The 21,426-nt window shown below is 75.1% G+C and carries 20 protein-coding genes and 1 pseudogene; 16 read left to right on the plus strand and 5 right to left on the minus strand.

Features of this window, described 5'->3' with window-relative positions; all coding sequences use genetic code 11:
* Positions 1-141 precede the first annotated feature (141 nt).
* Positions 142-1,371, plus strand: coding sequence for a PucR family transcriptional regulator ligand-binding domain-containing protein (locus BS73_RS29725; RefSeq protein ID WP_407675086.1), 1,230 nt, complete (start codon positions 142-144; stop codon positions 1,369-1,371).
* Entirely contained in the window at positions 1,368-1,778 is a 411-nt protein-coding gene (locus BS73_RS41045; RefSeq protein ID WP_407675087.1) for a PucR family transcriptional regulator, read from the plus strand. The genes BS73_RS29725 and BS73_RS41045 overlap by 4 nt, the downstream gene beginning before the upstream one ends.
* On the opposite strand, the gene BS73_RS35225 is transcribed toward BS73_RS41045, so the two are convergent.
* Entirely contained in the window at positions 1,754-3,046 is a 1,293-nt protein-coding gene (locus BS73_RS35225; RefSeq protein WP_084704446.1) for an MEDS domain-containing protein, read from the minus strand. The two genes, BS73_RS41045 and BS73_RS35225, sit on opposite strands and share 25 nt — an antisense overlap.
* 144 nt (positions 3,047-3,190) lie before the next feature.
* Between BS73_RS35225 and BS73_RS29735 the strand changes: the two are divergent.
* From BS73_RS29735 to BS73_RS29790, 12 genes and pseudogenes are all read left to right on the plus strand, one after another.
* Positions 3,191-4,409: pseudogene (locus BS73_RS29735) on the plus strand (ROK family glucokinase).
* Positions 4,410-4,959: 550 nt separating this feature from the next.
* Positions 4,960-5,421 carry a winged helix-turn-helix domain-containing protein gene (locus tag BS73_RS41050; protein ID WP_235215580.1) on the plus strand — a complete coding sequence of 154 codons (462 nt, stop codon included), beginning with the start codon at positions 4,960-4,962 and terminating at the stop codon, positions 5,419-5,421.
* A gap of 64 nt (positions 5,422-5,485) precedes the next feature.
* Entirely contained in the window at positions 5,486-5,809 is a 324-nt protein-coding gene (locus BS73_RS29745) for an L-rhamnose mutarotase (RefSeq protein ID WP_037577568.1), read from the plus strand.
* Between the two features lie 111 nt (positions 5,810-5,920).
* Positions 5,921-6,715 carry an MHYT domain-containing protein gene (locus BS73_RS29750; protein ID WP_037581743.1) on the plus strand — a complete coding sequence of 265 codons (795 nt, stop codon included), beginning with the start codon at positions 5,921-5,923 and terminating at the stop codon, positions 6,713-6,715.
* A 22-nt stretch (positions 6,716-6,737) separates the two neighbouring features.
* On the plus strand, positions 6,738-9,560 hold the full coding sequence (locus tag BS73_RS40515; RefSeq protein WP_051941120.1) for a sensor histidine kinase: 2,823 nt from the start codon (positions 6,738-6,740) through the stop codon (positions 9,558-9,560).
* Complete coding sequence (locus BS73_RS29760; protein ID WP_051941122.1) at positions 9,557-10,021, plus strand: roadblock/LC7 domain-containing protein; 465 nt, start codon at positions 9,557-9,559, stop codon at positions 10,019-10,021. The genes BS73_RS40515 and BS73_RS29760 overlap by 4 nt, the downstream gene beginning before the upstream one ends.
* Complete coding sequence (locus BS73_RS29765; protein WP_037577569.1) at positions 10,002-10,421, plus strand: DUF742 domain-containing protein; 420 nt, start codon at positions 10,002-10,004, stop codon at positions 10,419-10,421. The genes BS73_RS29760 and BS73_RS29765 overlap by 20 nt, the downstream gene beginning before the upstream one ends.
* A gap of 160 nt (positions 10,422-10,581) precedes the next feature.
* Positions 10,582-11,154, plus strand: coding sequence for a GTP-binding protein (locus BS73_RS29770; RefSeq protein WP_051941597.1), 573 nt, complete (start codon positions 10,582-10,584; stop codon positions 11,152-11,154).
* A 79-nt stretch (positions 11,155-11,233) separates the two neighbouring features.
* Positions 11,234-12,220 (plus strand): acetylxylan esterase, encoded by a 987-nt coding sequence (locus tag BS73_RS29775; protein WP_037577570.1) that lies wholly within the window; start codon positions 11,234-11,236, stop codon positions 12,218-12,220.
* A gap of 96 nt (positions 12,221-12,316) precedes the next feature.
* Positions 12,317-13,051: a response regulator gene (locus BS73_RS29780; protein WP_037577571.1), complete on the plus strand. Its 735-nt coding sequence runs from the start codon at positions 12,317-12,319 to the stop codon at positions 13,049-13,051.
* On the plus strand, positions 13,048-14,187 hold the full coding sequence (locus BS73_RS29785) for a sensor histidine kinase (RefSeq protein WP_037577572.1): 1,140 nt from the start codon (positions 13,048-13,050) through the stop codon (positions 14,185-14,187). Before BS73_RS29780 ends, BS73_RS29785 begins: the two co-directional genes overlap by 4 nt.
* Positions 14,188-14,382: 195 nt before the next feature.
* The gene (locus tag BS73_RS29790) at positions 14,383-15,828 is read left to right on the plus strand and encodes a sugar porter family MFS transporter (protein WP_407675088.1); all 1,446 of its coding nucleotides are present in this window, start codon (positions 14,383-14,385) and stop codon (positions 15,826-15,828) included.
* 349 nt (positions 15,829-16,177) lie between these two features.
* Here the strand turns inward: BS73_RS29790 and BS73_RS29795 are convergent, their stop codons facing one another.
* The 3 genes from BS73_RS29795 to BS73_RS29805 form a co-directional block, all read right to left on the minus strand.
* Entirely contained in the window at positions 16,178-16,945 is a 768-nt protein-coding gene (locus BS73_RS29795; RefSeq protein ID WP_037577573.1) for an SDR family oxidoreductase, read from the minus strand.
* Between the two features lie 115 nt (positions 16,946-17,060).
* Positions 17,061-17,954 carry a Cof-type HAD-IIB family hydrolase gene (locus BS73_RS29800; protein ID WP_037577574.1) on the minus strand — a complete coding sequence of 298 codons (894 nt, stop codon included), beginning with the start codon at positions 17,952-17,954 and terminating at the stop codon, positions 17,061-17,063.
* Positions 17,955-18,009: 55 nt separating this feature from the next.
* A complete protein-coding gene (locus tag BS73_RS29805; protein ID WP_037577575.1) occupies positions 18,010-18,876 on the minus strand; it encodes a class I SAM-dependent methyltransferase in 867 nt (288 codons plus the stop codon).
* Positions 18,877-18,970: 94 nt separating this feature from the next.
* Here BS73_RS29805 and BS73_RS29810 point away from each other — a divergent pair, with 94 nt between their 5' ends.
* Both BS73_RS29810 and BS73_RS29815 read left to right on the plus strand, forming a co-directional pair.
* On the plus strand, positions 18,971-19,552 hold the full coding sequence (locus tag BS73_RS29810; RefSeq protein ID WP_037577576.1) for a TetR/AcrR family transcriptional regulator: 582 nt from the start codon (positions 18,971-18,973) through the stop codon (positions 19,550-19,552).
* A 48-nt stretch (positions 19,553-19,600) separates the two neighbouring features.
* On the plus strand, positions 19,601-20,389 hold the full coding sequence (locus BS73_RS29815; RefSeq protein ID WP_037577577.1) for an enoyl-CoA hydratase/isomerase family protein: 789 nt from the start codon (positions 19,601-19,603) through the stop codon (positions 20,387-20,389).
* A 224-nt stretch (positions 20,390-20,613) separates the two neighbouring features.
* Here the strand turns inward: BS73_RS29815 and BS73_RS29820 are convergent, their stop codons facing one another.
* Positions 20,614-21,252, minus strand: coding sequence for a class I SAM-dependent methyltransferase (locus BS73_RS29820; RefSeq protein ID WP_037577578.1), 639 nt, complete (start codon positions 21,250-21,252; stop codon positions 20,614-20,616).
* Between the last annotated feature and the right edge of the window lie 174 nt (positions 21,253-21,426).

A 21,426-nucleotide genomic window follows, 5' to 3' on the forward strand; every position in this document is an offset into this window, starting at 1 on the left:
GCCGCCGCCCGGACGAGGCGCGAGGGTCCACGACGCGGGCCTGGGGCCGCCGCGCCCGGCCGTCCGGTACCGTGCGGAAGACCCGGCCGACCTTGCCGACCAGGCCACCCGTGTCCACCCGTCCCCCCGGAGGTGCCCGCGTTGCGGATCGAGGCGCTGCTCGACCCCGCCGCCCCGCGACTGCAGCTCCTCACCGGAGAGGACCTGCTGGACCGGACGGTGACCGGGGTGATGACCACCGACCTCCGGGACCCCGGCCGCTACCTCCACGGCGGCGAGCTGGTGCTCACCGGCATGCTCTGGCGGACCGGCCCGGAGGACTCCGAGCGCTTCGTCCGCACCATCGCCGAGGGCGGCGCGGTCGCGCTGGCGGCCGGGGTCGCCGAGGTCGGGCCGGTGCCGGACGACCTGGTGGCGGCCGCGCTGCGGCACCGCGTCCCGCTCTTCTCCGTCCCCGAGGACACCGCGTTCGGGACGATCACCGAGTACGTGGTCAAGCAGATCTCCGCGGACCGCGCCTCCGACCTGGCCGCGCTGGTCGAGCGGCACCGGATGCTGGTGTCCGCCGCGGGCGGGGCCGGCGGGCTGGACGCGGTGCTCCAGCTGCTGGGCGGGGACCTCGACCTGGACTGCTGGGTGATCGCCCCGACCGGGCGGATCGTCGCCGGTCCCGCCGAGGCGCTGCCGGAGGCGCGGCGGCAGGCGCTGGCGCGCGCCGCGCTGGCCGCCCTCCGGCGCGGGCGGGCCGCGCCGTACCCGGTGCCCGGGGGTGGCGGCGAGGACGGCGGCCCGACCTTCTCCGTCCTCCCCGTCCCGGCGGAGGACGCGGAGCCGCAGCCGCTCGCCGACTGGCTGCTCGTGGTCGCGGGGGACGTCACGGAATGGACCCCGAAACGGCGTCATCTCGCCGAGAACCTGGCCCGGTTGGCCGGCGCGGAGCGCTCCAGGCGGGACCGCGGACAGGCGCTGCGGGCCCGGCTGGCCGACGAGGTCGCGGAGCTGCTCCGGCACGACGGCGACCCGGGCGAGCTGGCCCGCGCGCTGGACGCGGCCGCCGCGATGGCCGCCGGGGGCGGCGCCGGCGGCACGGAGGCCCGGCCGAGCTGGCTGGTGGTCTCCGCCGAGGGGCCGGGGCTGCCGCCGTACGCGGTCAAGGCGGCGCTGGCCGAGGCGCTGGCCCAGCCCGCTCCCCGGGCGCTGGTCGCGGCGGCGGGGGAGAGCGGGGCGATCGCGCTGGTCCCGGCCCCCGGGGGCCGGCGGCCGGGCCGGAGTCCGCGGCGGACGGGGGTTCCGCTGCCGAGCGGCTCGCCGCCCTGCTCGCCCCGCTGGAGGCCGCGCTCGGCGCCGACGCCCGGCTGGTGCTGGGGGTGAGTGCCCCGGCGGCCGAGGTCGGCGGGCTGCGCGGGGCGCTGGAGGAGGCCCGGCACGCGCGGCGGATCGCCGAGACGCGGGTCGGCCGGGTCACCGCGGCCGGCCCGGAGCAGCTGGCCTCGCATGTCCTGCTGCTGGCGGCGGTGCCGGACGAGATCCGCCGGGCCTTCCGGGAGCGCCTCCTCTCCCGGGTGATCGCCTACGACCTGGAGCACCAGGCCGACCTGGTCGACACCCTGGAGGCGTTCCTCCGCTACGACGGCTCCTGGACGCGCTGCGCCTCGGCGCTCCACGTCCACGTCAACACCCTGCGCTACCGCATCCGCCGGATCGAGGAGCTGACCGGCCGCGACCTCGCCCGCCTGGACGACCGGGTGGACTTCTACCTCGCGCTCGAACTCGCCTGACGAGCCGACGCGGCGGCTTGGCCGCATGCGGGGGGCGGGTACCGGTGAGTGGTCGGGGACCGGCCGGGTGCGCGAACCGGGGGCGGAACCGCGCGCCGAGCCCGCGCTTCCACGTCGGTCCGCGCTGCCCGCCGGGCGGCGAGCGCCGGCGGGGCCCCGGCGGGCACGGGCTCGGCACGGTGGCGGGTTCGGGCTCGGGTTCCGGCCCGGTTCGGGGCCGGTCTCGGGTTCGGGGCCCGGCCCCCGGGGCCGCGCCGGGGGATCGCAGCCGGGCCGGGGGTCGGGTGTCTCGGGGCGCGGCGGTGGGGGTCAGCGCGCGGGGGACGGCAGGGCGGGGCGGCCGGCGGGCCGGGGCCGCAGGTGGGGAGGGCGCCGCCGTACTGGTCTCCGCGTTCGCCGCCCCGCTCGTCCACGATGACCAGACCGGGCGTCAGGTCCCAGCCGACCACCCGCATCACCCGGCGGAGATGCGGGGCGAGGCCCACCAGCACCAGCCGCCGGCCGCCCTCGGCGTGCAGCCGGGAGGCGGTCTGCACCAGCAGCCGCATCCCGGTGACGTCGATGAAGTCCAGCCGGCCGGCCTCCAGCCGGAGCGCTTCCGGCTGCCCGCCGGGCCCTGTCGCCGGGCGCCGGCGGAGCCGGACGCACTCGGCGCCCAGCACCCGCGCGAGGTGGACGACGTTGGAGGCGTCGATGTCGCCCTCGGCGCGGAGGGCCGGCGGGGTGAACCGCCGCACCACCCGCAGCAGCCCGTCCTCGTACAGCGGGTCCAGCTCGACCAGGCCGCCGCCGTGGTCCCGGATCGCCTCCTGGATCTCCGACTGGGTGAAGGCCACCGCGTTGTAGGCGCAGAGCGCGAGCACCGGCTGCGAGGCCACTGCCGCCGCCAACCGCTCCTCCGTCGCCCGTAGTTCGTCGGCGGCCAGGCTGCGCGGGGCGTCCCGGCAGAGGCGTACCGCGGGGGCGCCGGAGAGGAGGGCCGCCTCCACGGCCCGGGCCGCGTCGGCGGCCGGGCGTACCGCGAGCACCCCGCTGTCGAGGTACGCGCCGGGATCCAGGCCGCGCGCGCCGACCGCGGTCAGCAGTCCGGAGAGATCGCCGAGCGTGCCCTCCGCGGAGAGGAGGAGCACCTTCTGGCGGTCCATCAGGCCGTCCGCGATGAAGTCCGCGAGCACCGACTCGCGCTCTTCAGGGGTCTCGTGGACCAGGCACAGATGATCCCCGGGTCGCATGCGGCCCACGCCGGAAACGGCCACGGGCATGCTCATCGCGGGCACCTCCCCCCGAGGGCCACTCCCCACCGCTGGAGAGCTGGGGTGTGCTCAGCCTATTTCCGGCCAGCCGGATTGTCACCCGTCGTGCGCGAAAGCCGGGCGATCGTATGCGCACGGTCACCGCACCGGCCGGACGCGATGGGCGTTCCCGGCCCGCTCCCGGATACGGTGGACACCGACCGAACAGCCGGCCGCGCGCCGGGCAAGACCGAGGGGCGGACCGTAGGTGAGCGGCCAGAACAGATATTCGATGCTGGGATCGGGGCGGTCGAACCGGGCGGAGCGCACCCGGCGCCTCGCCGCCCGCCGCGAGCGGGCGGTCGGCAACGGCGGGACCACCGCCGCCCAGCTCCTCCGGCTGCCGACGGTCGGCATCGACATCGGCGGCACCAAGGTCGCGGCCGGCGTGGTGGACGGCAACGGCAAGGTCGTCGAGCGGCTGCGCACCGAGACCCCGGACAAGAGCAAGAGCCCCAAGGTGGTCGAGGACACCCTGGTGGAGCTGGTGCTCGACCTCGCCGACCGGCACGACGTCCACGCCGTCGGCATCGGCGCGGCCGGCTTCGTGGACGCGGACCGGGCCAACGTCCTCTTCGCCCCGCACCTCTCCTGGCGGAACGAGCCCCTCCAGGAGGCGCTGACCGACCGGCTCAAGCTGCCCGTGGTGGTGGAGAACGACGCCAACGCCGCGGCCTGGGCCGAATGGCGGTTCGGCGCGGGCCGGGGCGAGGACCAGTTGGTGATGGTCAACCTCGGCACCGGGATCGGTGGGGCCATCGTGCGCGACGGCCGCCTGGAGCGCGGCCGGTACGGGATGGCGGGCGAGTTCGGGCACATGCAGGTGGTGCCGGGCGGGCACCGCTGCCCCTGCGGGAACCGCGGGTGCTGGGAGCAGTACTCCTCGGGCAATGCGCTGGTGCGCGAGGCGCGGGAGCTGGCCGCCGCCGAGTCGCCGGTCGCCCAGCCGCTGCTGGAGCGGGTGGGCGGCGACGTCTCGGCGATCACCGGCCCGCTGGTCACCCAGGCCGCCCAGGAGGGCGACGCGGTCGCCGTCGAGCTGCTTCAGGAGATCGGCCACTGGCTGGGCGTCGGCATCGCCAACCTGGCCGCCGCGCTGGACCCCGGGCGGTTCGTCATCGGCGGCGGGGTCTCGGCGGCGAACGAACTCCTGATAGGGCCGGCGCGGGAGGCCTACCGGCGGCAGCTGACCGGGCGCGGCTTCCGCCCGGAGGCCGAGATCGTGCTGGCCGAACTGGGCAACGAGGCCGGACTGGTCGGGGCCGCGGACCAGGCGCGGATGGTGGCCCGGCGCTTCCGGACGGTCAAGCGCCGGCGGGTGGAGCGCTCGGGGCGGTAGCGGACCCGCAGGGCCGCCGGGGCCGGGATCCGGCCGGGGGAGCGGCCCCGGGGAGCGGCCCCGGGCCCTGGTAATTGCTCCCTGCCAGCACGGTTGGCACATGTCAGATGACCGGAAACCGCCCCCCGGCCGGGCGCGAAGCGAAATTTCGTGCTTGGCCGGGGGATAGCGCTTAACCCCAAGTCGGCCACGGCCCGCGTTCGCTGACGGTGGGTCAGCGCCGGGCCCGGGGATCGGGCGGTTTGGTGATCTCTCGTCGATCACCCGGTGAAACCGCAGGTGGGAAGCGTCCGGTAGGGCGGCTGTGAAGGCACTTTCTGAGCACATGTCAACTCAGGGGGCCGGTTATCCGCCTTTTCCACTTTGGGTGATCGCCAGGCTACTCCCCGCAAGGTAGGTTCGTGGCAGACGGGCCGTCGCGGCACCGTCCCCACCACCGATGCCCCGATCCCCCGAAAGCGCAGGCAGACCGGTGACGAATCCGCAGATCCCGCCGATAATGCTGACCCGTGTCCCGGACCCCAGGGCCGCCGGAGAGGGAGACCTCCTGGTGGCCCATGTCGTCCTGGGGGTGGTCCGGGGGACCGGAGGGGTACCGCAGGATCCGCCTCAACCACCGCCTCCGCAGCAGCGGTTGGCGACGCAGACACCGCCGCATGCGCAGTCCCAGTCGCAGCCGCAGTCACCGCCGCACCCGTCGGAGGAGCAGGACGGGGCCCCCGCCCGGCGCGGCGTCGTCGTCGACCGGGACCGCCGGCTTGCCTGGGCCGATGGTGAGCAACTCGACCTGACCTACCTGCAGTTCGAGCTTCTCGACCACCTGGTGTCTCAGCCCGGCCGGGTCTTCCGCCGGGAGCAGCTGATCTCCGCGGTGTGGGGGTACGGCGGCGCCGGCTACGCCTCGGACCGGACCGTGGACGTCCACATCGCCCGGCTCCGCCGCCGTCTCGGACCGGCCGGCCGGCACCGGATCGTCACCGTCCGCGGGGCCGGCTACAAGTACGTGCCCTGAGGGGCGCATACGGTGGGGTGGCACGATCCGACGTCCGCAGATCCCACCGCCGAGGAGCCGCCCCATGGAGCGCCACGCCCAGATAGTCCGCCTGCGTCCGGAGCACGAGGCCGAGTACCGCCGGATCCACCAGCAGGTGTGGCCGGCCGTGCTGCGCACCATCCATGCCTGCAACATCCGGAACTACAGCATCTTCCTGAACGACGGAGTGCTCTTCGCGTACTACGAGTACGTCGGGGAGGACCACGCCGCGGACATGGCGAAGATGGCCGAGGACCCGGAGACGCAGCGCTGGTGGAAGATCACCGACCCGATGCAGTCCCCGCTCGACGGCACTCCCGAGGGCCAGTGGTGGGCGCCGGCGGAGGAGGTCTTCCATACCGACTGAGGCCGGGGAGAGGAGCCCATTGGAGCACACCTCCGCCCCCCGGACACTCCGTTCGCACAACTCCGCGTGGGGAGTGAAGGACGCGCGGTAACCTCCGGCGCCATGGGGAACATGGGCGCGATGACGGAGCTGGGTTACGGCTGGCTCACCCCCCTGCTGTCGTACCTGATGGCGGTGGTGGGCTCGGCGTTGGCGCTGCGCTGCATGGTGCGCGCGCGGGCGGCGGAGCCGGGCAGCCGCGGCCGGTGGAACTGGCTGGCGGTCGCCGCGGTCTCGCTGGGCATCGGCATCTGGACGATGCACTTCATCGCGATGCTGGGCTTCGGGGTGACGGGCAGTGAGATCCACTACGACGTTCCGCTGACCGTCGCCAGCCTGGTGATCGCGGTGGCCTTCACCGGGGCCGGAGCGCTGCTGGTCGGCCGCGGCGGCGGGGCGGTCCGGCTGCGCCGGCTGCTGCCGGCCGGGCTCCTCACCGGGGTGGGCGTCGCGGCCATGCACTACCTGGGCATGGCCGCGATGCGGCTGCACGGAGCGGTCTCCTGGGATCCGGTGCTGGTGGTCCTCTCCGTGCTGATCGCCGTCGTGGCGGCCACCGCGGCGCTGTGGGCCGGGCTGCGGGTGCGCGGGCGGGCCGCCGGGATCGGCGCCGCACTGGTCATGGGCGTGGCGGTGTCCGCCATGCACTACACCGGGATGGCCGCTATGCGGGTATCGCTGAGAGCCGCCGACCACACGCCCCTGGGAGGGGCCGGGACCATGGCCTTCGTCTTCCCCCTGGCCGTCGGTCTCGGCTCCTTCCTCTTTCTCACCTCGGCGTTCGTCGCCCTCTCCCCCGAGACGGAGGCGGACGCCGAGTCCGCGCGCGAGCGGCGGGGCGGGCCGAGCCTGCCCGTGCGGCCCTGAAACCGAAACGAGGAGCCGATCGATGCCGGACCAGCGCGAACAGCGCAGCAGGGCGCGGGCGCAGGGCCGGGACCGGCCACGCGGACGCGGGGCGCACGCCGGCCCGCCCGCCGACGAGAGTCCCGAACTCCTTCTGGGGCTGGGCGGATCGGCGCCGGGCCAGGACTCCGCGGGCGGCGGCGGGCAGACCGCGGCGGGGGCCGCCCTCGCCGTGCTCGCCGCCCGGCTCCGGCCGCGTACCGTGCGGGCCCGGGTGGTGGCGGTGCTCGCACTGCCGGTGGTGTCGCTGCTGGCACTGTGGGCGCTGGCCGCGGTCACCACCGCGCAGTCCATCGACCAGCTGATCCGCGCCGGGCGCACCGACGCCCGCCTGCTCGGCCCACTGGACTCCGCGATCGGCGCCCTCCAGGCCGAGCGCCTGGCCGCCGCCGCCTACGCCGCGGCCCCCAGTACCGGGCGCGCCCGGCAGTTGAGCGCGGGCGCGGCCGGCACCGACGCGGCCGCCCGGGCGCTGCGCACGGCGCTGACCGTGGCCGGACCGGACGCCTCCACGGCGGCCGCCGATCTGCCGGCCCGGATGACCGCCCTCTCCGGTGGGCTCGACCGACTCGCCGATCTCCGGCGGGAGTTGACGGGAGATCAGCAGCCGCCGCAGCGGCCCGCCCCCGGCGCCTGGCGAACCGCCACCGCGGCTTACGGCGGGGTCGTCGACCAGGCGCTCTCGGTGGTGTCCGCGCTGTCCGCCGGGCGGCCCGCGCTGGTCGCCTCGGCCCGCGAGGAGGAACTGCTGGCCCGCGAGGACACCGCGGTCCGCTCGGCCCAGGCGGCGGGCCGGCTCACCCCGGACGAGTACCAACTCCTCGACGGGGCCGCGTACGCCCGCGCGCATCCGGACCCGTCCGCCCCGAGCGATCCGATGGCGACCGACCTGGCGGACCCGGTCGCCGCCGCCGATCCCGCGGACGCCCGTACGGTGGCCGCGGCCGAGGCGGCCATCCGGCAGACCGGGCCGGGCGCAGGAGCGGGCGCGGGGGCAGGGGCGGGCGGCGACGCGAGCGTCCGGCTACCCTCCGACCCCTCCCTGACCGGCTGGCCGGACGCCGTCGGCAGGCTCGAATCAGCCCTCCAGGCCCGGGTCTCGGCGCAGCGCGCGGCGCTGACCGCGGCCGTCGCCACCCCCTACCGCACCGCCCTGGCCTCACCGGCGGGCGTCGCGGTGCTCCTCGGACTGCTCGCGGCCTGCGTCTCGCTGCTGCTCTCGGTACGAGTCGGCCGGGCCCTGGTGGTCGAGCTGGTGGCACTCCGCAACTCGGCCCTCGACCTGGCCTTCCGCCGGCTGCCGGACGCGCTGCGCAGGCTGCGCTCCGGCGAGGAGGTGGACCTGGACCTGGAGACCGCCCGGGCCCGGCCGGCCGGGGTGGCGGGCCGCGGGGAGGTCGGCGAGGTCGGCAACGCCCTCGGCCTGGTCCAGCGGGCCGCGCTGCAGGCGGCGGTCGAGCGGGCCGAGGTGATGAGCGGGGTCTCCGGGGTCTTCGTCAACCTCGCCCGGCGCAGCCAGGTGCTGCTCCACCGCCAACTCCGCCAGCTGGACGCGATGGAGCGGCGCACCGAGGACCCGGCGGAGCTCTCCGAGCTCTTCCGCCTCGACCACCTCACCACCCGGATGCGGCGGCACGCGGAGAGCCTGATCATCCTCTCCGGCGCCTCCCCCGGACGCGGCTGGCGCCGGCCGGTGCCGCTGCTGGACGTGGTCCGGGCGGCCGTCGGCGAGGTGGAGGAGTACGCCAGGGTGGACATCCGCCGGCTCAGCGACACCCGGCTCACCGGCGGCGCGGTCGCCGACGTCACCCATCTGCTGGCCGAACTGGTCGAGAACGCCACCGCGTTCTCCCCGCCGAACACCCCGGTGACGATCAGCGGCGACCGGGTCGGCGCGGGCTACGCGCTGGAGGTCGAGGACCGCGGGCTCGGGATGGGCGCGGATGCGCTGGCCGCGGCCAACCGCCGGATCGCCGAGTCCCGGCAGGGCGACTTCTTCGACGGCGACCGGCTGGGCCTGTACGTGGTGAGCCGGCTGGCCCAGCGCAACGGTCTCGACGTCGCGCTGCGCCGCTCGCCGTACGGCGGGATCACGGCCGTGGTGCTGATCCCGGCGGGGCTGCTGGCGGCCGGCGGGCCGGGCGAGGAGGCCGCCACCGGCGGCCCGCGCCGCCCCGAGCGGCCGGCCCCCGTACCGCGCCGGGTGCCCGCGGCGCCGTCCGCGCCCACCGTGGAGTGGGGCCCGCCGGCGGCCTCGGCGGGCGGGGAGCCGGATCTGCCGCCGTCCGCGGGCGTCCGTCCGGGCGGGCCGATCGCCTCGCCCCGGCCGCTCACCGCGCTGCCCGGCGGCGGCGGGCTCTTCCCGCTCGATCCGCTGGAGCCGACGCCGCCGGTGCCCACGACGCCACCGGGGCCCGCGACGCCGCCGGAGCCCGCGACGCCGCCGGCCTCCCAGGCGCCGCCCGAACCCCCGGTTCCGCCGGAGCATCCGGCCCCGCCGACGCCCACGCTGCCTCCGCTGCCTCCGCTCCCTCCACTGGCCGCCGATCCGCCCGGTGCGGACGAGGCCCTGCCGCGCCGGGTCCGCCAGGCGAGTCTGGCGCCGCAGCTGCGCGAGGAGCCGCCGGCCCCCGGCGGGGCGGAGCCGGCCGAGTCGGTGGAGCCGGACCGGGCCCGAGCCACCATGTCCGCCCTGCAACGCGGTTGGACCCGCGGCCGGCTGGACGACGCCGAGCTCCTCGGCGAATCCGCCGACGACCTCGGCGGCGCACACGACGTCACGAGGAAGGGACGGGGGTCAGCATGATCGGCACCGTTCGACCGTCGACCGAAGTCGACTGGCTGCTGGACGAGTTGGTGGCGGGCTGCCGGGGCGTGCGCAGCGCCGTGGTCCTCTCCGACGACGGGCTGGCCATCGGCCGCTCCACGCATCTCGGCCGCGCTGACGCGGACCATCTGGCGGCGGTCTCGTCCGGCTTCCACAGCCTGGCCAAGGGCACCGGCCGGCACTTCGGCGCCGGCTCCGTGCGGCAGACCATGGTGGAGCTGGAGGACGCCTTCCTCTTTGTGGTCGCCGCCGGGGACGGCACCTGCCTCGCCGTCCTCGCCGACACCCAGACCGATCTGGGCCAGGTCGCCTACGAGATGGCCCGGCTGATCCGGCGGGTCGGCGAGCATCTGCGCGCCGGCCCCCGGCAGGGGGCGCCGGGCGGCCCGTCCGCCGCCGCCGACCACTCGATCGGGAACGATGCGCACCCCGGACTCTGACGACCGCCCCAACCAGCCCTCCTGGTACGACGAGGAGGCCGGTCCGCTGGTCCGGCTGTTCGCGCTGACCAGGGGGCGCACCCGGCCGGACGCGCGGGAGGCCTTCGACCTGATCGCCCTGGTCGTCGCGGACAGCGCGTACGGCGGGGCGGGCTCGCCCTACGGCTCCGAGCCGGGTCTCGCGCCCGAGCACCGGCGGATCCTCGACCGGTGCCGGGAGGATCCGGCCTCGGTGGCCGAGATCGCCGCCCACAGCGATCTGCCGGTCGGCGTCGTCCGGGTGCTCCTGGGCGACCTGCTGGACCTCGGGCTGATCCGGGTCAGCCGGCCGGTGCCGCCCGCGCAGCTCCCGGACGAGCGGCTGCTCCGCGAAGTGATCAATGGACTCCGGGCTCTCTGAGCCGAACCGAGGGACCCAGAACCGAGGGATGATGACCCCGACTCCGGAACCACCCGAGAACCCGGCTCCCGCCGGCACCCCGTCCGGCACCTCTGCCACCTCCCCCGGCACCCCCGCCGGCACCTCCGCCGGCGGCCCGGCTGACCTGCTGGAGGCCGCGATGGCCCTGAAGATCCTGGTCGCCGGGGGCTTCGGGGTGGGCAAGACCACGATGGTCGGCGCGGTCAGCGAGATCCGCCCGCTGCGCACCGAGGAGACCCTCACCGCGGCCGGGGCGGGCGTCGACGACCTGGGCGGGGTGGAGCGGAAGACCACCACCACGGTGGCCATGGACTTCGGCCGGATCACCATCCGGGAGGGGCTCTCCCTCTACCTCTTCGGCACCCCTGGACAGGATCGTTTCTGGTTCCTGTGGGACGAGTTGGCGAACGGCGCGCTGGGCGCGGTGGTGCTCGCCGACACCCGCCGGCTGTCCGACTGCTTCCCCGCGGTGGACTTCTTCGAGCGCCGCGGCATCCCCTTCGTGGTCGCGGTGAACTGCTTCCACGGGGAGCGCCGGCACACCCCGGCCGCGGTCTCGGCCGCGCTCGACCTGGAGCCTGACACGCCGGTGCTGCTCTGCGACGCGCGGCAGCGCGCCTCGGGGAAGCAGGTGCTGATCGACCTGATCGAGCACGCCTCCCGGCGGCATGCCGCCCGGGTGCTGGCCCGCGCCTCCGGCTCCGGAGCGTGATCCGGGCCCTCTTCCCCTCGCGGGGTCCTTCTCCGGAGAATCTGGGGAGATCCCCTAGGAGCAGAGAGAAGAGAGCAGCGTGCCACTCACCGATCTGTCGCTGGACCAACTCCGCGAGTACCGCCCGGAGGTCCCGGAGCCCGCGGACTTCGACGCCTTCTGGGAGCGGACGCTGAAGAGCGCCCGCGAGTACCCGATCGGGGCGGTCTGGACCCCGGTGCCGGAGGCGGAGCACCAGCTGACCGAGTTCGAGGTCTTCGACGTCCGGTTCAACGGCTGGGCCGGGCAGCCGGTCGCGGCCTGGCTGCTGCTGCCGCGGGTGCGCCGGGGCCGGCTGCCGGTGGTGGTGCGCTACCTCGGCTACTCGGGCGGGCGCGGGCTCCCGCTGGAGCACGTCTTCTTCCCCGCGGCCGGCTACGCCCACCTGGTGGTGGACTCCCGCGGGCAGGGGCGGGACACCCCGGACCCGGTCGAGGGCGGCGGCACCCAGTGGGTGAACGGCTTCATGACCCGGGGCATCGAGCACCCGGACAACTACTACTACCGCCGGCTGACGACCGACTGCGTGCGGGCGGTCGAGGCGGTCCGCGAGCACCCGGAGATCGACCCGGACCGGGTCGTGGTGACCGGCGCCAGCCAGGGCGGCGGCCTCACCCTCGCGGTGGCCGGGCTGGTTCCCGACCTGGTCGCGGCGGCGATGGCGGACGTGCCCTTCCTCTGCCACTTCCGGCGGGCCGCGGAGATCGCCCCGCAGGCGCCGTACACGGAGTTCACCGACTACCTGAAGATCCACCACCGGGGGGCCGAGGAGACCGTCTTCGGCACCCTGGACTACTTCGACGGCGTCCACCACGCCGCCCGGGCCGACGGCGTCCCGGCGCTGTTCAGCGTGGCGCTGATGGACCCGATCTGCCCCCCGTCCACGGTCTACGCGGCCTACCACCGCTACGGCGGCCCGGCCGAGATGCAGGTGTGGCGGTTCGGCGACCACGGCGGCGGCCGCGCCGACCAGATCCGGGTGCAGATGGAGTGGCTGCGGTCACAGGGGCTCGCCCCGTCCCGTTGACCTCTCCCGCCCCTTCGAACCCCTACGCTACGGGGAAAGCGGGGCAGGGAACGGGGCGAAGAGGCAGTGAGCGAGACAAACGGGACGATCTCGGTGATGATCGTCGACGACGAGACGCTGGTCCGGTCCGGGCTGAGTCTGATCGTCGGCGCCGCACCGGACATCGAGGTGGTGGCCACCTGCCCGGGCGGCCGCGCCGTCGAGGAGGCGCGGCTGCACCGGCCGGACGTGGTGCTGCTGGACATCCGGATGCCGGACGTGGACGGCCTCACCGTGCTGTCCCGGCTGCGGGCGATGCCCCGTCCGCCCGCGGTGGCCATGCTGACCACCTTCGACATGGGGGCGCCTCCGGTCCCCGGCGGGGACGGGGGAGAGTACATCGGCTCGGCGCTGCGCGGCGGCGCCGCCGGCTTCCTCCTCAAGGACACCGACCCGGACCAGCTGGTGCACGCGGTACGGGTGCTGGCGCAGGGCGGCAGCATACTGTCCCCCGGCGTCACCGAGACGGTGATCAGCGGATACCTCTGCTCCGGCCCGGACCGTGCGACGGCGGCCAGACTGCGCACCAGGACCACCCGCGAGCTGGACGTCCTCGCGCTGCTCGGCGAGGGCCTCTCCAACGCGGAGATCGCCCGCCGGCTCTTCCTCTCCACCGGCACGGTCAAGGACCACATCAGCGCGATCCTGGCCAAGCTGGGCTCGGCGAACCGGGTGCAGGCCGCGGTGATCGCCCACCGGGCGGGGCTGGTCGGGCTGGACGGCGACGGCAGCGGCGACGGCAGCGGCAGCGGCGGCAGCGGCGGCGGCCGGCCAGGGGCGGGCCAGGAGTGACCGAGCGCCGCTGGTACCAGGCGGGCTGGCTGAACGTCCTGGTGCCGTTCCTCCTCGCGGTCGCGGACGCGCTGCTCGCCGACGACCTCCACTCGGTCTCCGAGATGGCCACCGCGCTGCCGGCCGCGGTCGTGCTGCTGGTCCGCCGCCGCTGGCCGGTGCCGGTCCTGCTGCTGACCCTGCCGGGCATGATGATGAGCTACATCTGGCTGGCCCCGATGATCGCCCTCTACACGGTGGCCGCCCGCTACCGGAACCGCTGGCTGATCGGGATCTGCGGGCTGCTGGTGGCCTTGACCCAGTTCATCCCGTGGCCGATGGACATCCCCTTCGGCCTGGACCGCACCACCCTCCTCTCCGGCGTGTACGCGGCGCTCACCGCGGGCGCGCCGGTGGCGCTCGGCCTCCTCGTCGACACCCGGCGCGAACTCGCGGTCCGGGTGGACGAGTTGACCCGCGGGCAGGAGCGCGAGCAGCGGCTGCTCGCGGCCACCGTGCTGTCCACCGAGCGGGCCCGGCTGGCCCGGGAGATGCACGACGTGGTCTCCCACCAGGTCAGCCTGATCAGCATCCAGGCGGGCGCGCTCCAGGTGCGGGCGGACAGCCCGGAGCAGCGGGAGGCCGCGCAGGCCATCCGCCGGCTGGCCGTCACCACCCTCAAGGAGCTCCGGCACATGGTCGGCGTGCTGCGGGCGGCCGGCGGCGACGCGGGGGAGCTCACCCCGCAGCCGACCCTGGCCGAGCTGCCCCGGCTGCTGGAGGGGGCCGGTCTGGACGCGGAGCTGGACCGGTCGGCACTGCCGGACGGCCGCCGCTTCCCGGTGCCCGTGGAGCGCGCGGCGTACCGGACGGTGCAGGAGGCGCTGACCAATGTCCGCAAGCACGCGCCGGGGGCCCCGGTCGAGGTCCGGCTCGGCCTCGGTCTGGACGGCGGCGGGCCGGACCGCCTTGTGGTCCTGGTCACCAACGGACCGCCGGCGGACGCGGCGGCCGGCCCCCAGCTGCCCGGCGGCGGCCACGGCCTGGTGGGGCTGCGGGAGCGGGCGGCGCTGCTGGGTGGAGCCCTGACGGCGGGCCCGCGGCCGGACGGCGGCTTCCGGGTGCGCGCGGAGTTCCCGACCGGTTTCAAGCCCTGACGGCAGCACCGCGTTCAAGTTGTGACCCGACCTCTGCGGGACGATCCCGACATCTTCACGACAACGCGACTTGTGTGGGGAGGCGTTGTTTCCGTAAGTTAAACGCTAATCATCAGAACAGCGGCGTGTTCGTTCAAAGACTGAACACAACTGCTGCACCCGACCGGCTCGACGTTGAGCCGCCAGGAGTCATCCGTGAGCATCACCAAGTCGTCCACGGGCCGATCCGAGACCGCGCCCGGGGCTTCCGCTCCTCGGCAGGAGCGACTCGGCCGCGTTGTCTTCATCACGGCAGCCGCCGCGCTCGGCGGCTTCCTCTTCGGCTACGACAGCTCCGTCATCAACGGCGCGGTCACCGGCATCCAGGACCACTACCACGTCGGCTCGGGGGAGACCGGCACGGTGGTCGCCACCGCGCTGCTGGGCTCCGCACTGGGCGCGATATTCGCCGGCCGGCTGGCCGACCGCCTGGGCCGGATCCGCATCATGCAGATCGCCGCCGCCCTCTTCGCCGTCAGCGCCGTGGGCTCGGCCATGCCGGGCAATATCGTCGGCCTCGGCATCTGGCGGGTCTTCGGCGGCATCGCCATCGGCCTGGCCTCCGTGATCGGCCCGACCTACATGGCCGAGATCGCCCCGCCGCGACTGCGCGGCGCGCTCTCCTCCTTCCAGCAGCTCGGCATCGTCGTCGGCATCACCGCCTCCCAGCTCATCAACTGGGGCATCGCGCAGGGCGCGGGCGGCGCCAGCCAGAACAAGCTGGGCTCCCTGGACGCCTGGCAGTGGATGCTGATGGCCTGCGCCATCCCGGCGATCATCTACTTCGTCCTCGCCTCGATGATCCCCGAGTCCCCGCGCTGGCTGATCTCCGTCGGCCGGCACGAGAAGGCCGCAGCGGTGCTGCGCGACGTCGAGGGCGGATCCATCGACGCCGACGCCCGGATCTCCGAGATCGAGCACGGTCTGAAGACCGATCACAAGCCGCGCTTCGGCGACCTGTTCAAGGGCAAGGCCGGGCTGCTCCCGGTGGTGTGGGTCGGTATCGGCCTCGCCGTCTTCCAGCAGCTGGTCGGCATCAACGTGATCTTCTACTACTCCTCGATCCTGTGGCAGTCGGTCGGTATCGACCAGTCCAGCTCGCTGCTGATCTCGCTGTCGACCTCGATCATCAACATCATCGGCACCGTGGTCTGCATGCTGCTGATCGACAGGGTCGGCCGCAAGCCGCTGGCGCTGATCGGCTCGGCCGGCATGACGGTCTCGCTGGGACTGGCCGCCTGGGCCTTCTCCTACAAGACCGGTTCCGGGACGAACATCTCGATCCCGCAGGTGGACGGCACCATCGCGCTGGTCGCGGCGCACGCCTTCGTCTTCTTCTTCGCGGTCTCCTGGGGCGTCATCCTGTGGGTGATGATCGGCGAGATGTTCCCGATGAAGATCCGCGCGGCGGCGATGTCGGTCGCCACGGCCTTCAACTGGATCGCCAACTGGGCCGTCACCAAGACGTTCCCGCAGATGTCGGACTGGAACCTGTCCGCCACCTACGTCATCTACGCCGCCTTCGCGGCCCTCTCCTTCTTCTTCATCGCCAGGTTCGTCCGCGAGACGAAGGGCAGGAAGCTGGAGGACATCACCGCCTGAGGCTGCCGCCTCGGCAGCCCCAGCGCGCACGGCCCGCCCGCGCCACCGGTCGTTCCGGTGGACGCGGGCGGGCCGTTTTGGCGGTGGTGCCGCTCTTGGTGGGCCGTCCGCGCCCGTCCGGGGCCGTCCGCGCCGGGCCGTCCGGGGCCGTCCCGCCGGGGCCGTCCGCGCCGGGGCCGTCCGGGGGCCGTCCCCGCCGGGCCGTCCCGCGCCGGGCCGTCCGGGGGCCGTCCCCGCCGGGGCCGTCCCGCGCCGGGGCCGTCCGGGGGCCGTCCCCGCCGGGCCGTCCCCGCCGGGCCGTCCGGGCCGGCGGCGGGCGCCGAGGGCGCGGCCCCCGGGCGGTGTGCGGTCAGGCGCGCTGCGCCGAGGGGGAGGCGAGCCAGGAGTCCACGTCCGGGCCGGCCACCCGGGCCGAGTCCGGGGCCAGCAGCACGCCCTCGGCCAGCTCCGGGAGGCGCGGCGGGACGGTGCGCACCGGGCGGGCGTCGCCGCGGGCCTTCAGCAGGCGGGCGGTCAGCTCCGGGAGGCGGATCCGCTGCGGGCCGGTGAGCAGCAGCGGTACCGGCCCCAGCGGCTCGCCGAGCGCGGTCTCCGCGAGCACCGCCGCCACGCTGTCCACCGCCACCGGCTGCACCAGCCAGTCCTGGACCACCACCTCGTCGCCGCTCTGCTCCACCGCCGCCGGGTTGGTCGCGAACTCGAACCACTGGGAGGTCTTGACGATGCTCGGCCGCACCGGGCCGGAGGCGACCAGCCGCTCCTGCTCGCGCTTGGCCAGGTAGTAGGGGAAGCCGTCGAAGACCGGCTGCTCGATGCCGATGATGGAGAGGAGCACCAGATGGCCGACGCCCTCGGCCGCGCAGGCGTCCAGCACGTTGCGGGTGGCCCGGGAGACCGCCTCGACCACCTCCGGGGAGGCCGATCCGGCGGCCGGGACCGGGTTCGAGGCGTCGACGACGGCGTCCGCCCCGCGCAGCGCCTCGGCCAGGCCCTCCCCGCCGACCAGGTCCACTCCGCGCGAGCGGGAGGCCTCGACCACCTCCGCTCCGCGTTCGCGCAGCGCCTCGGCGGTGCGCGAACCCGCGGTGCCGGTTGCTCCGAGCACGGTGATCCTCATGGCGTCGGCCTTTCTCCGGTGTCGCCGGTCCACCGCCGGCTCGGGTGCCGCCCACGGTAACGATCGTGGATAGTCGCTGTCCACGAATTGCGGCGGTGGGGGCTCCCGGGCCGGCTCATCCCTCCAGACCGAGTACCCGGTCCAGCACCTGGAGAACACCCGCGTCGGTGTGGGCCGGGGCCTCGTGCCGGGCCCGGCGCCTGATCTCCGGGTGGGCGCCGGCCATCGCGTACGACCAGTCGGCGGCGTCCAGGAGCTGGAGGTCGTTGAGGTAGTCGCCGAAGGCCATGGTCTGGGCGGGGGTGACGCCGAGCTCGCGCTGGAGGGCGCGGAGGGCGGTGCCCTTGTCGGCGTCCTTCCTCAGCACGTCCACCCAGTGCTGCCCCGAGACGACGACCTGGTGGCTCTCGGCGAAGGCGCGGAGGGCGGGGGCGGTGTTCCGCTCGCCGCTCTGGAAGTCGTAGAGGGCGATCTTGAGGACCTCGTCCACCGGGGCCAGGACGTCGTCCACGGTCTCCAGCGCGGCGTAGTAGGTGGCCGCCTCGGAGCGGAAGGCGTCGTCCCGGCGCTCTATGTAGGCGGAGCGCTTCCCGCAGACCACCACGCCCAGGTCCGCACCGCCGGCGGCCAGGCCGCGGGCGGTCCGCACGACGTCGACCACCGTCCGCCGGTCGAGCGGGGCGGAACTCAGCTCGCGCCCGTCGCGGACCACATAGGTGCCGTTCTCGGCGATGAAGACCATCTCGGACAGCGCCTCCGCGCCGGCCCGGGCGAACTGCCGGGCCAGGGTGGCGTACTGGCGGCCGCTGGCCGGGGCGAAGGCGATGCCGCGCTCGCGCAGCAGCTCCAGCCTCGGCCAGAGGCCGTCCGGTATCCGGCCCTCGCCGTCCAGCAGGGTTCCGTCCATGTCGGTGGCGACCAGGCGGATGTCGGGGGTGATGGCGGCGGGAGCGGTGGTGGCGGCAGCGGTGGTGGCGGGAGCGATGGCGGCGGGGGTGGTGCGGGGCATGGTGCGGGTGCTTTCTCGGATCGGTCGGCGCGATCCCCGAGCCTAGCCCAACGGATCAGGCCTCCCGCCGGACCGCCTTCACCAGCCAGGCCGAGGTGCGCAGCCGGACGCCGTCCGCGCCCTGGTGCGCGGCCAGCTTGCCGACCAGCGACTTGCGGGCGGTGGCCAGCGCCTCCGGGTCCAGACCGCTGGTCAGGTGCCGGCCGGGGCCGGAGCCCAGCATGAAGTCCGCGGCGGCCTCGGCGTCGGCGCCCCAGCGGGGCAGCGCCTCGGCGCGGTCCACAGTGATGCCGGAGAAGCCGGCGGCGGTCAGTGTCGAGCGGGTCCGCTCCGGGTCGGCGAGGGAGAACATCCCCGGCTCGGTCGGCGACAGCGGTGCCGCGGGGGCCGCAGCGCCGGGCGGCAGCAGGCCGCCCACCAGGGCCACCCAGTCGTTGCGGAGCGGTTCGCCGCCGCAGACGAAGGCCAGCCGCCCGCCGGGGCGCAGCGCGCCCGCGACATTGCGGAAGGCCGCCACCGGATCGGCGAAGAACATCACGCCGAACCGGCTGACCGCCGCCGCGAAGCGGTCCCGGGGGAGCGGATGGAGCTGGGCGTCGGCCTGCACGAAGTCGATGTTCTCCAGCCCCTCCGCCCGGGCCGTCTCGCGGGCCCGCCGCAGCATCGGACCGGAGAGGTCCACCGCGAGCACCCGGCCGGGCGCGGCCCGGCGGGCGGCCAGCCGGCTGACGGCGCCGTTGCCGCAGCCGATGTCGAGCACCTGGTCGCCCGGCCGGATCCCGGCGGCGTCCAGCAGCGGGTCGTTGAACTCGGCGTTGATGGCGTCCCACTGTGCCTGGTGGTCCGCCCAGTGGCGGCCCTCGTAGCCGTTCCAGGCCTCGGCCTGCGCGGGGGCGGCGGCGCGGGGTACTGACTCGGACATGGTCCCTCCCCTAATATGGGCACTTGCCCAAACTGTATGGGCGCTTGCCCAAACCCGCAACGGCCTTACGCGGAAAGGAAACTGACGAGGCGACATGTCACCACGCGGACGTGCGACACCGGATGTGCGAGGGCTGCTCTTCGACGCCGCCGAGCGGGTCGTCCTCAGATCCGGTCCGGCCGGGCTGACCAGCAGGGCGGTGACCACCGAGGCCGGCTGCGCCAAGGGCCTGCTGCACGCCCACTTCGGCGGGCTCGACGAGTTCGTCGCCGAACTCTGCCTGGACCGGATCGACGGGGTGGCGGCCCGCGCCTCCGCGCTGGCCGACCGGGCCGGGCAGGGCGAGGTCGCGGAGAACCTCCACACCGCGCTGGACGTCCTCCTCGGCTCGACCGGCCCCGCGCTCGCCGCCGCCGCGATGACCAGGGCCGGATCCGCGCGGCGCGTACGGGAGGCGATGGCCTCGGGGGACCGCGGCTTCGCCGTCATCCAGGACGCGCTGGCCCGCTACCTCGCCGCCGAGCTGCGGCTCGGCCGGGTGCCCGCCGGGACCGACCCGCAGGCCGCGGCGCTGGCCCTGGTCGGCACCGCCCACCACCTGCTGATGACCGCCCCGCCCGGCGAGCCGGCGGCGGCCGGGGGGCTGTGGGCGGTGGTGGCGCTGATCCTGGGGTGATCGGCGGGCGATCCTCGGGTGATCGGCGGGCCGCATAGGGTGGCCGCCATGACGAGCTCTCATCTGCGGTTGGACGTGTCCGGTCCGGTGGCGACGATCACCATCGACCGCCCGGCGAAGCGCAACGCCATGAGCCTGGAGATGTGGGGGGCGATCCCGGCCCTCGTCAAGGAGGTGGAATCCGACCCCGCCGTCCGGGTGCTGGTCCTCCGCGGCAACGAGCACTTCTCCGCCGGCGCGGACATCTCCGAGTTCCAGACCCACCGGCAGGGCGCCGAGGGCGCCCGGAACTACAGCGCCGTGGTGCACGCCGCCGAACGCGCCCTGGCCGAGCTCGCCCTGCCCTCCCTGGCGGCGGTCCGCGGGTTCTGCATCGGCGGCGGCTGCGAGCTCGCCCTCGCCTGCGACCTCCGGATCGCGGCGGCCGACGCGCGGTTCGGGATCACCCCCGCCAAGCTCGGCATCGTCTACCACTACTCCTCCACCAAGCAGCTGGTGGACGCGGTCGGCCCGGCCTGGGCCCGCCAGATCCTGTACAGCGGCGAGCAGTTGGACGCCGCGACGGCGCTGCGCATCGGCCTGGTCAACGAGGTCCACGAGGTCGCCGACGGCGCCTTCGACCGCCGCGTCGACGAACTCGCCGAGACCATCGCCGCCCGCGCCCCGGTCTCCGTCCGCGGCACCAAGGCCATCACCCGCCGCATCCTCGACCAGGGCGCGGCCGGCGCCGACGCCCCCGAGGTCGAGGCCCTCTACCAGGCCTCCTACACCAGCCGGGAGTACGCCGAGGGCGTCCAGGCCTTCCTGGACAAGCGTCCGCCCCGCTTCGCTCCGTAACACGCGGTGCCATGCCTCGTCGGGCGATCGCCCCGCCGGCACCCTCGGCGATGTGGTCTGTGACGCGCTGGTGGCGACGACAGCGGTCGAGCTGGGGGCGGCCGGCGTGGCGAGCGCGGATCCTGGGGACGTCCGTGGCTGCCTCGCCGAGATCCCAGGGGGGCACCGCCGTCGACGTCCTGCCGGTCTGAACTCCCCTTTGCAGACCGAAAGCTGATCGGCCGTCAGTAATCGGCTCGGGCCAGCAGCATGGGGGCCGTCGGCGGGGCCAGGCGCGTCGGGGGGAGGCGGAAGCGGGTGAGGTCGCCGGGGCGGAGGGTGAAGCCTGCGGCGCGGAGGGCGGGGAGGGGGTCGCGGTGGGTGTGGCAGTTGCCGGCCAGACGGGGCCAGCCGCAGGCGTCCGCGATCCGCTGGAAGCGCTCCATCGGGGTGCCGGGCGGGGCCTGGACGTGTTCCCAGAGGCGCAGCCGGCCGCCGGGGCGGAGGATGCGGCGGGCCTCGCGGACGGCCGCGTCCATGTCCGCCACCGAGCAGAGGACCAGGGAGAAGACCACCGCGTCGGCCGAGTCGTCGGGGAGCGGCAGGCGTTCCGCCGTGCCGTCCACCACGCGGATCTCGGGGAGGGCGATCCGGCCCGCGGCGACGCCGGCGGAGGCCCGCAGTCGCCGTTCGGGCTCGACGGCCGTCACCCGGCGCACCGACCGCGGATAGTGGCCGAAGTTGAGCCCGTTCCCCGCGCCCACCTCGACCACCTCGCCCCCCAGCCCGGCCAGCAACCGCCGCCGGTACTCGGCGAGGAGGGGCTCCGCCCGGACGCTCATCCGCGCGTAGTACCGGGCGAAGAGGGGGTGCTGCTCGGCCATTCCGGCTCCCGGCGGTGAGGGCGCGCACGGGCGCGTGAGGGGCGCCCGGGATCAGGATGCGGGAGCGGGGACGGGCGGACAAGGCGGTCGGTGGGGCCGTCCGCGGGCTCGCGCCCCCGGTCGGGACTCCTGGTCCGGCCCGCGCTCCCCCGAAGGGGTGATCTGCGGTTACGG

Origin of the sequence: Phaeacidiphilus oryzae TH49 (assembly GCF_000744815.1) — a bacterium.
Lineage (GTDB): Bacteria > Actinomycetota > Actinomycetes > Streptomycetales > Streptomycetaceae > Phaeacidiphilus > Phaeacidiphilus oryzae.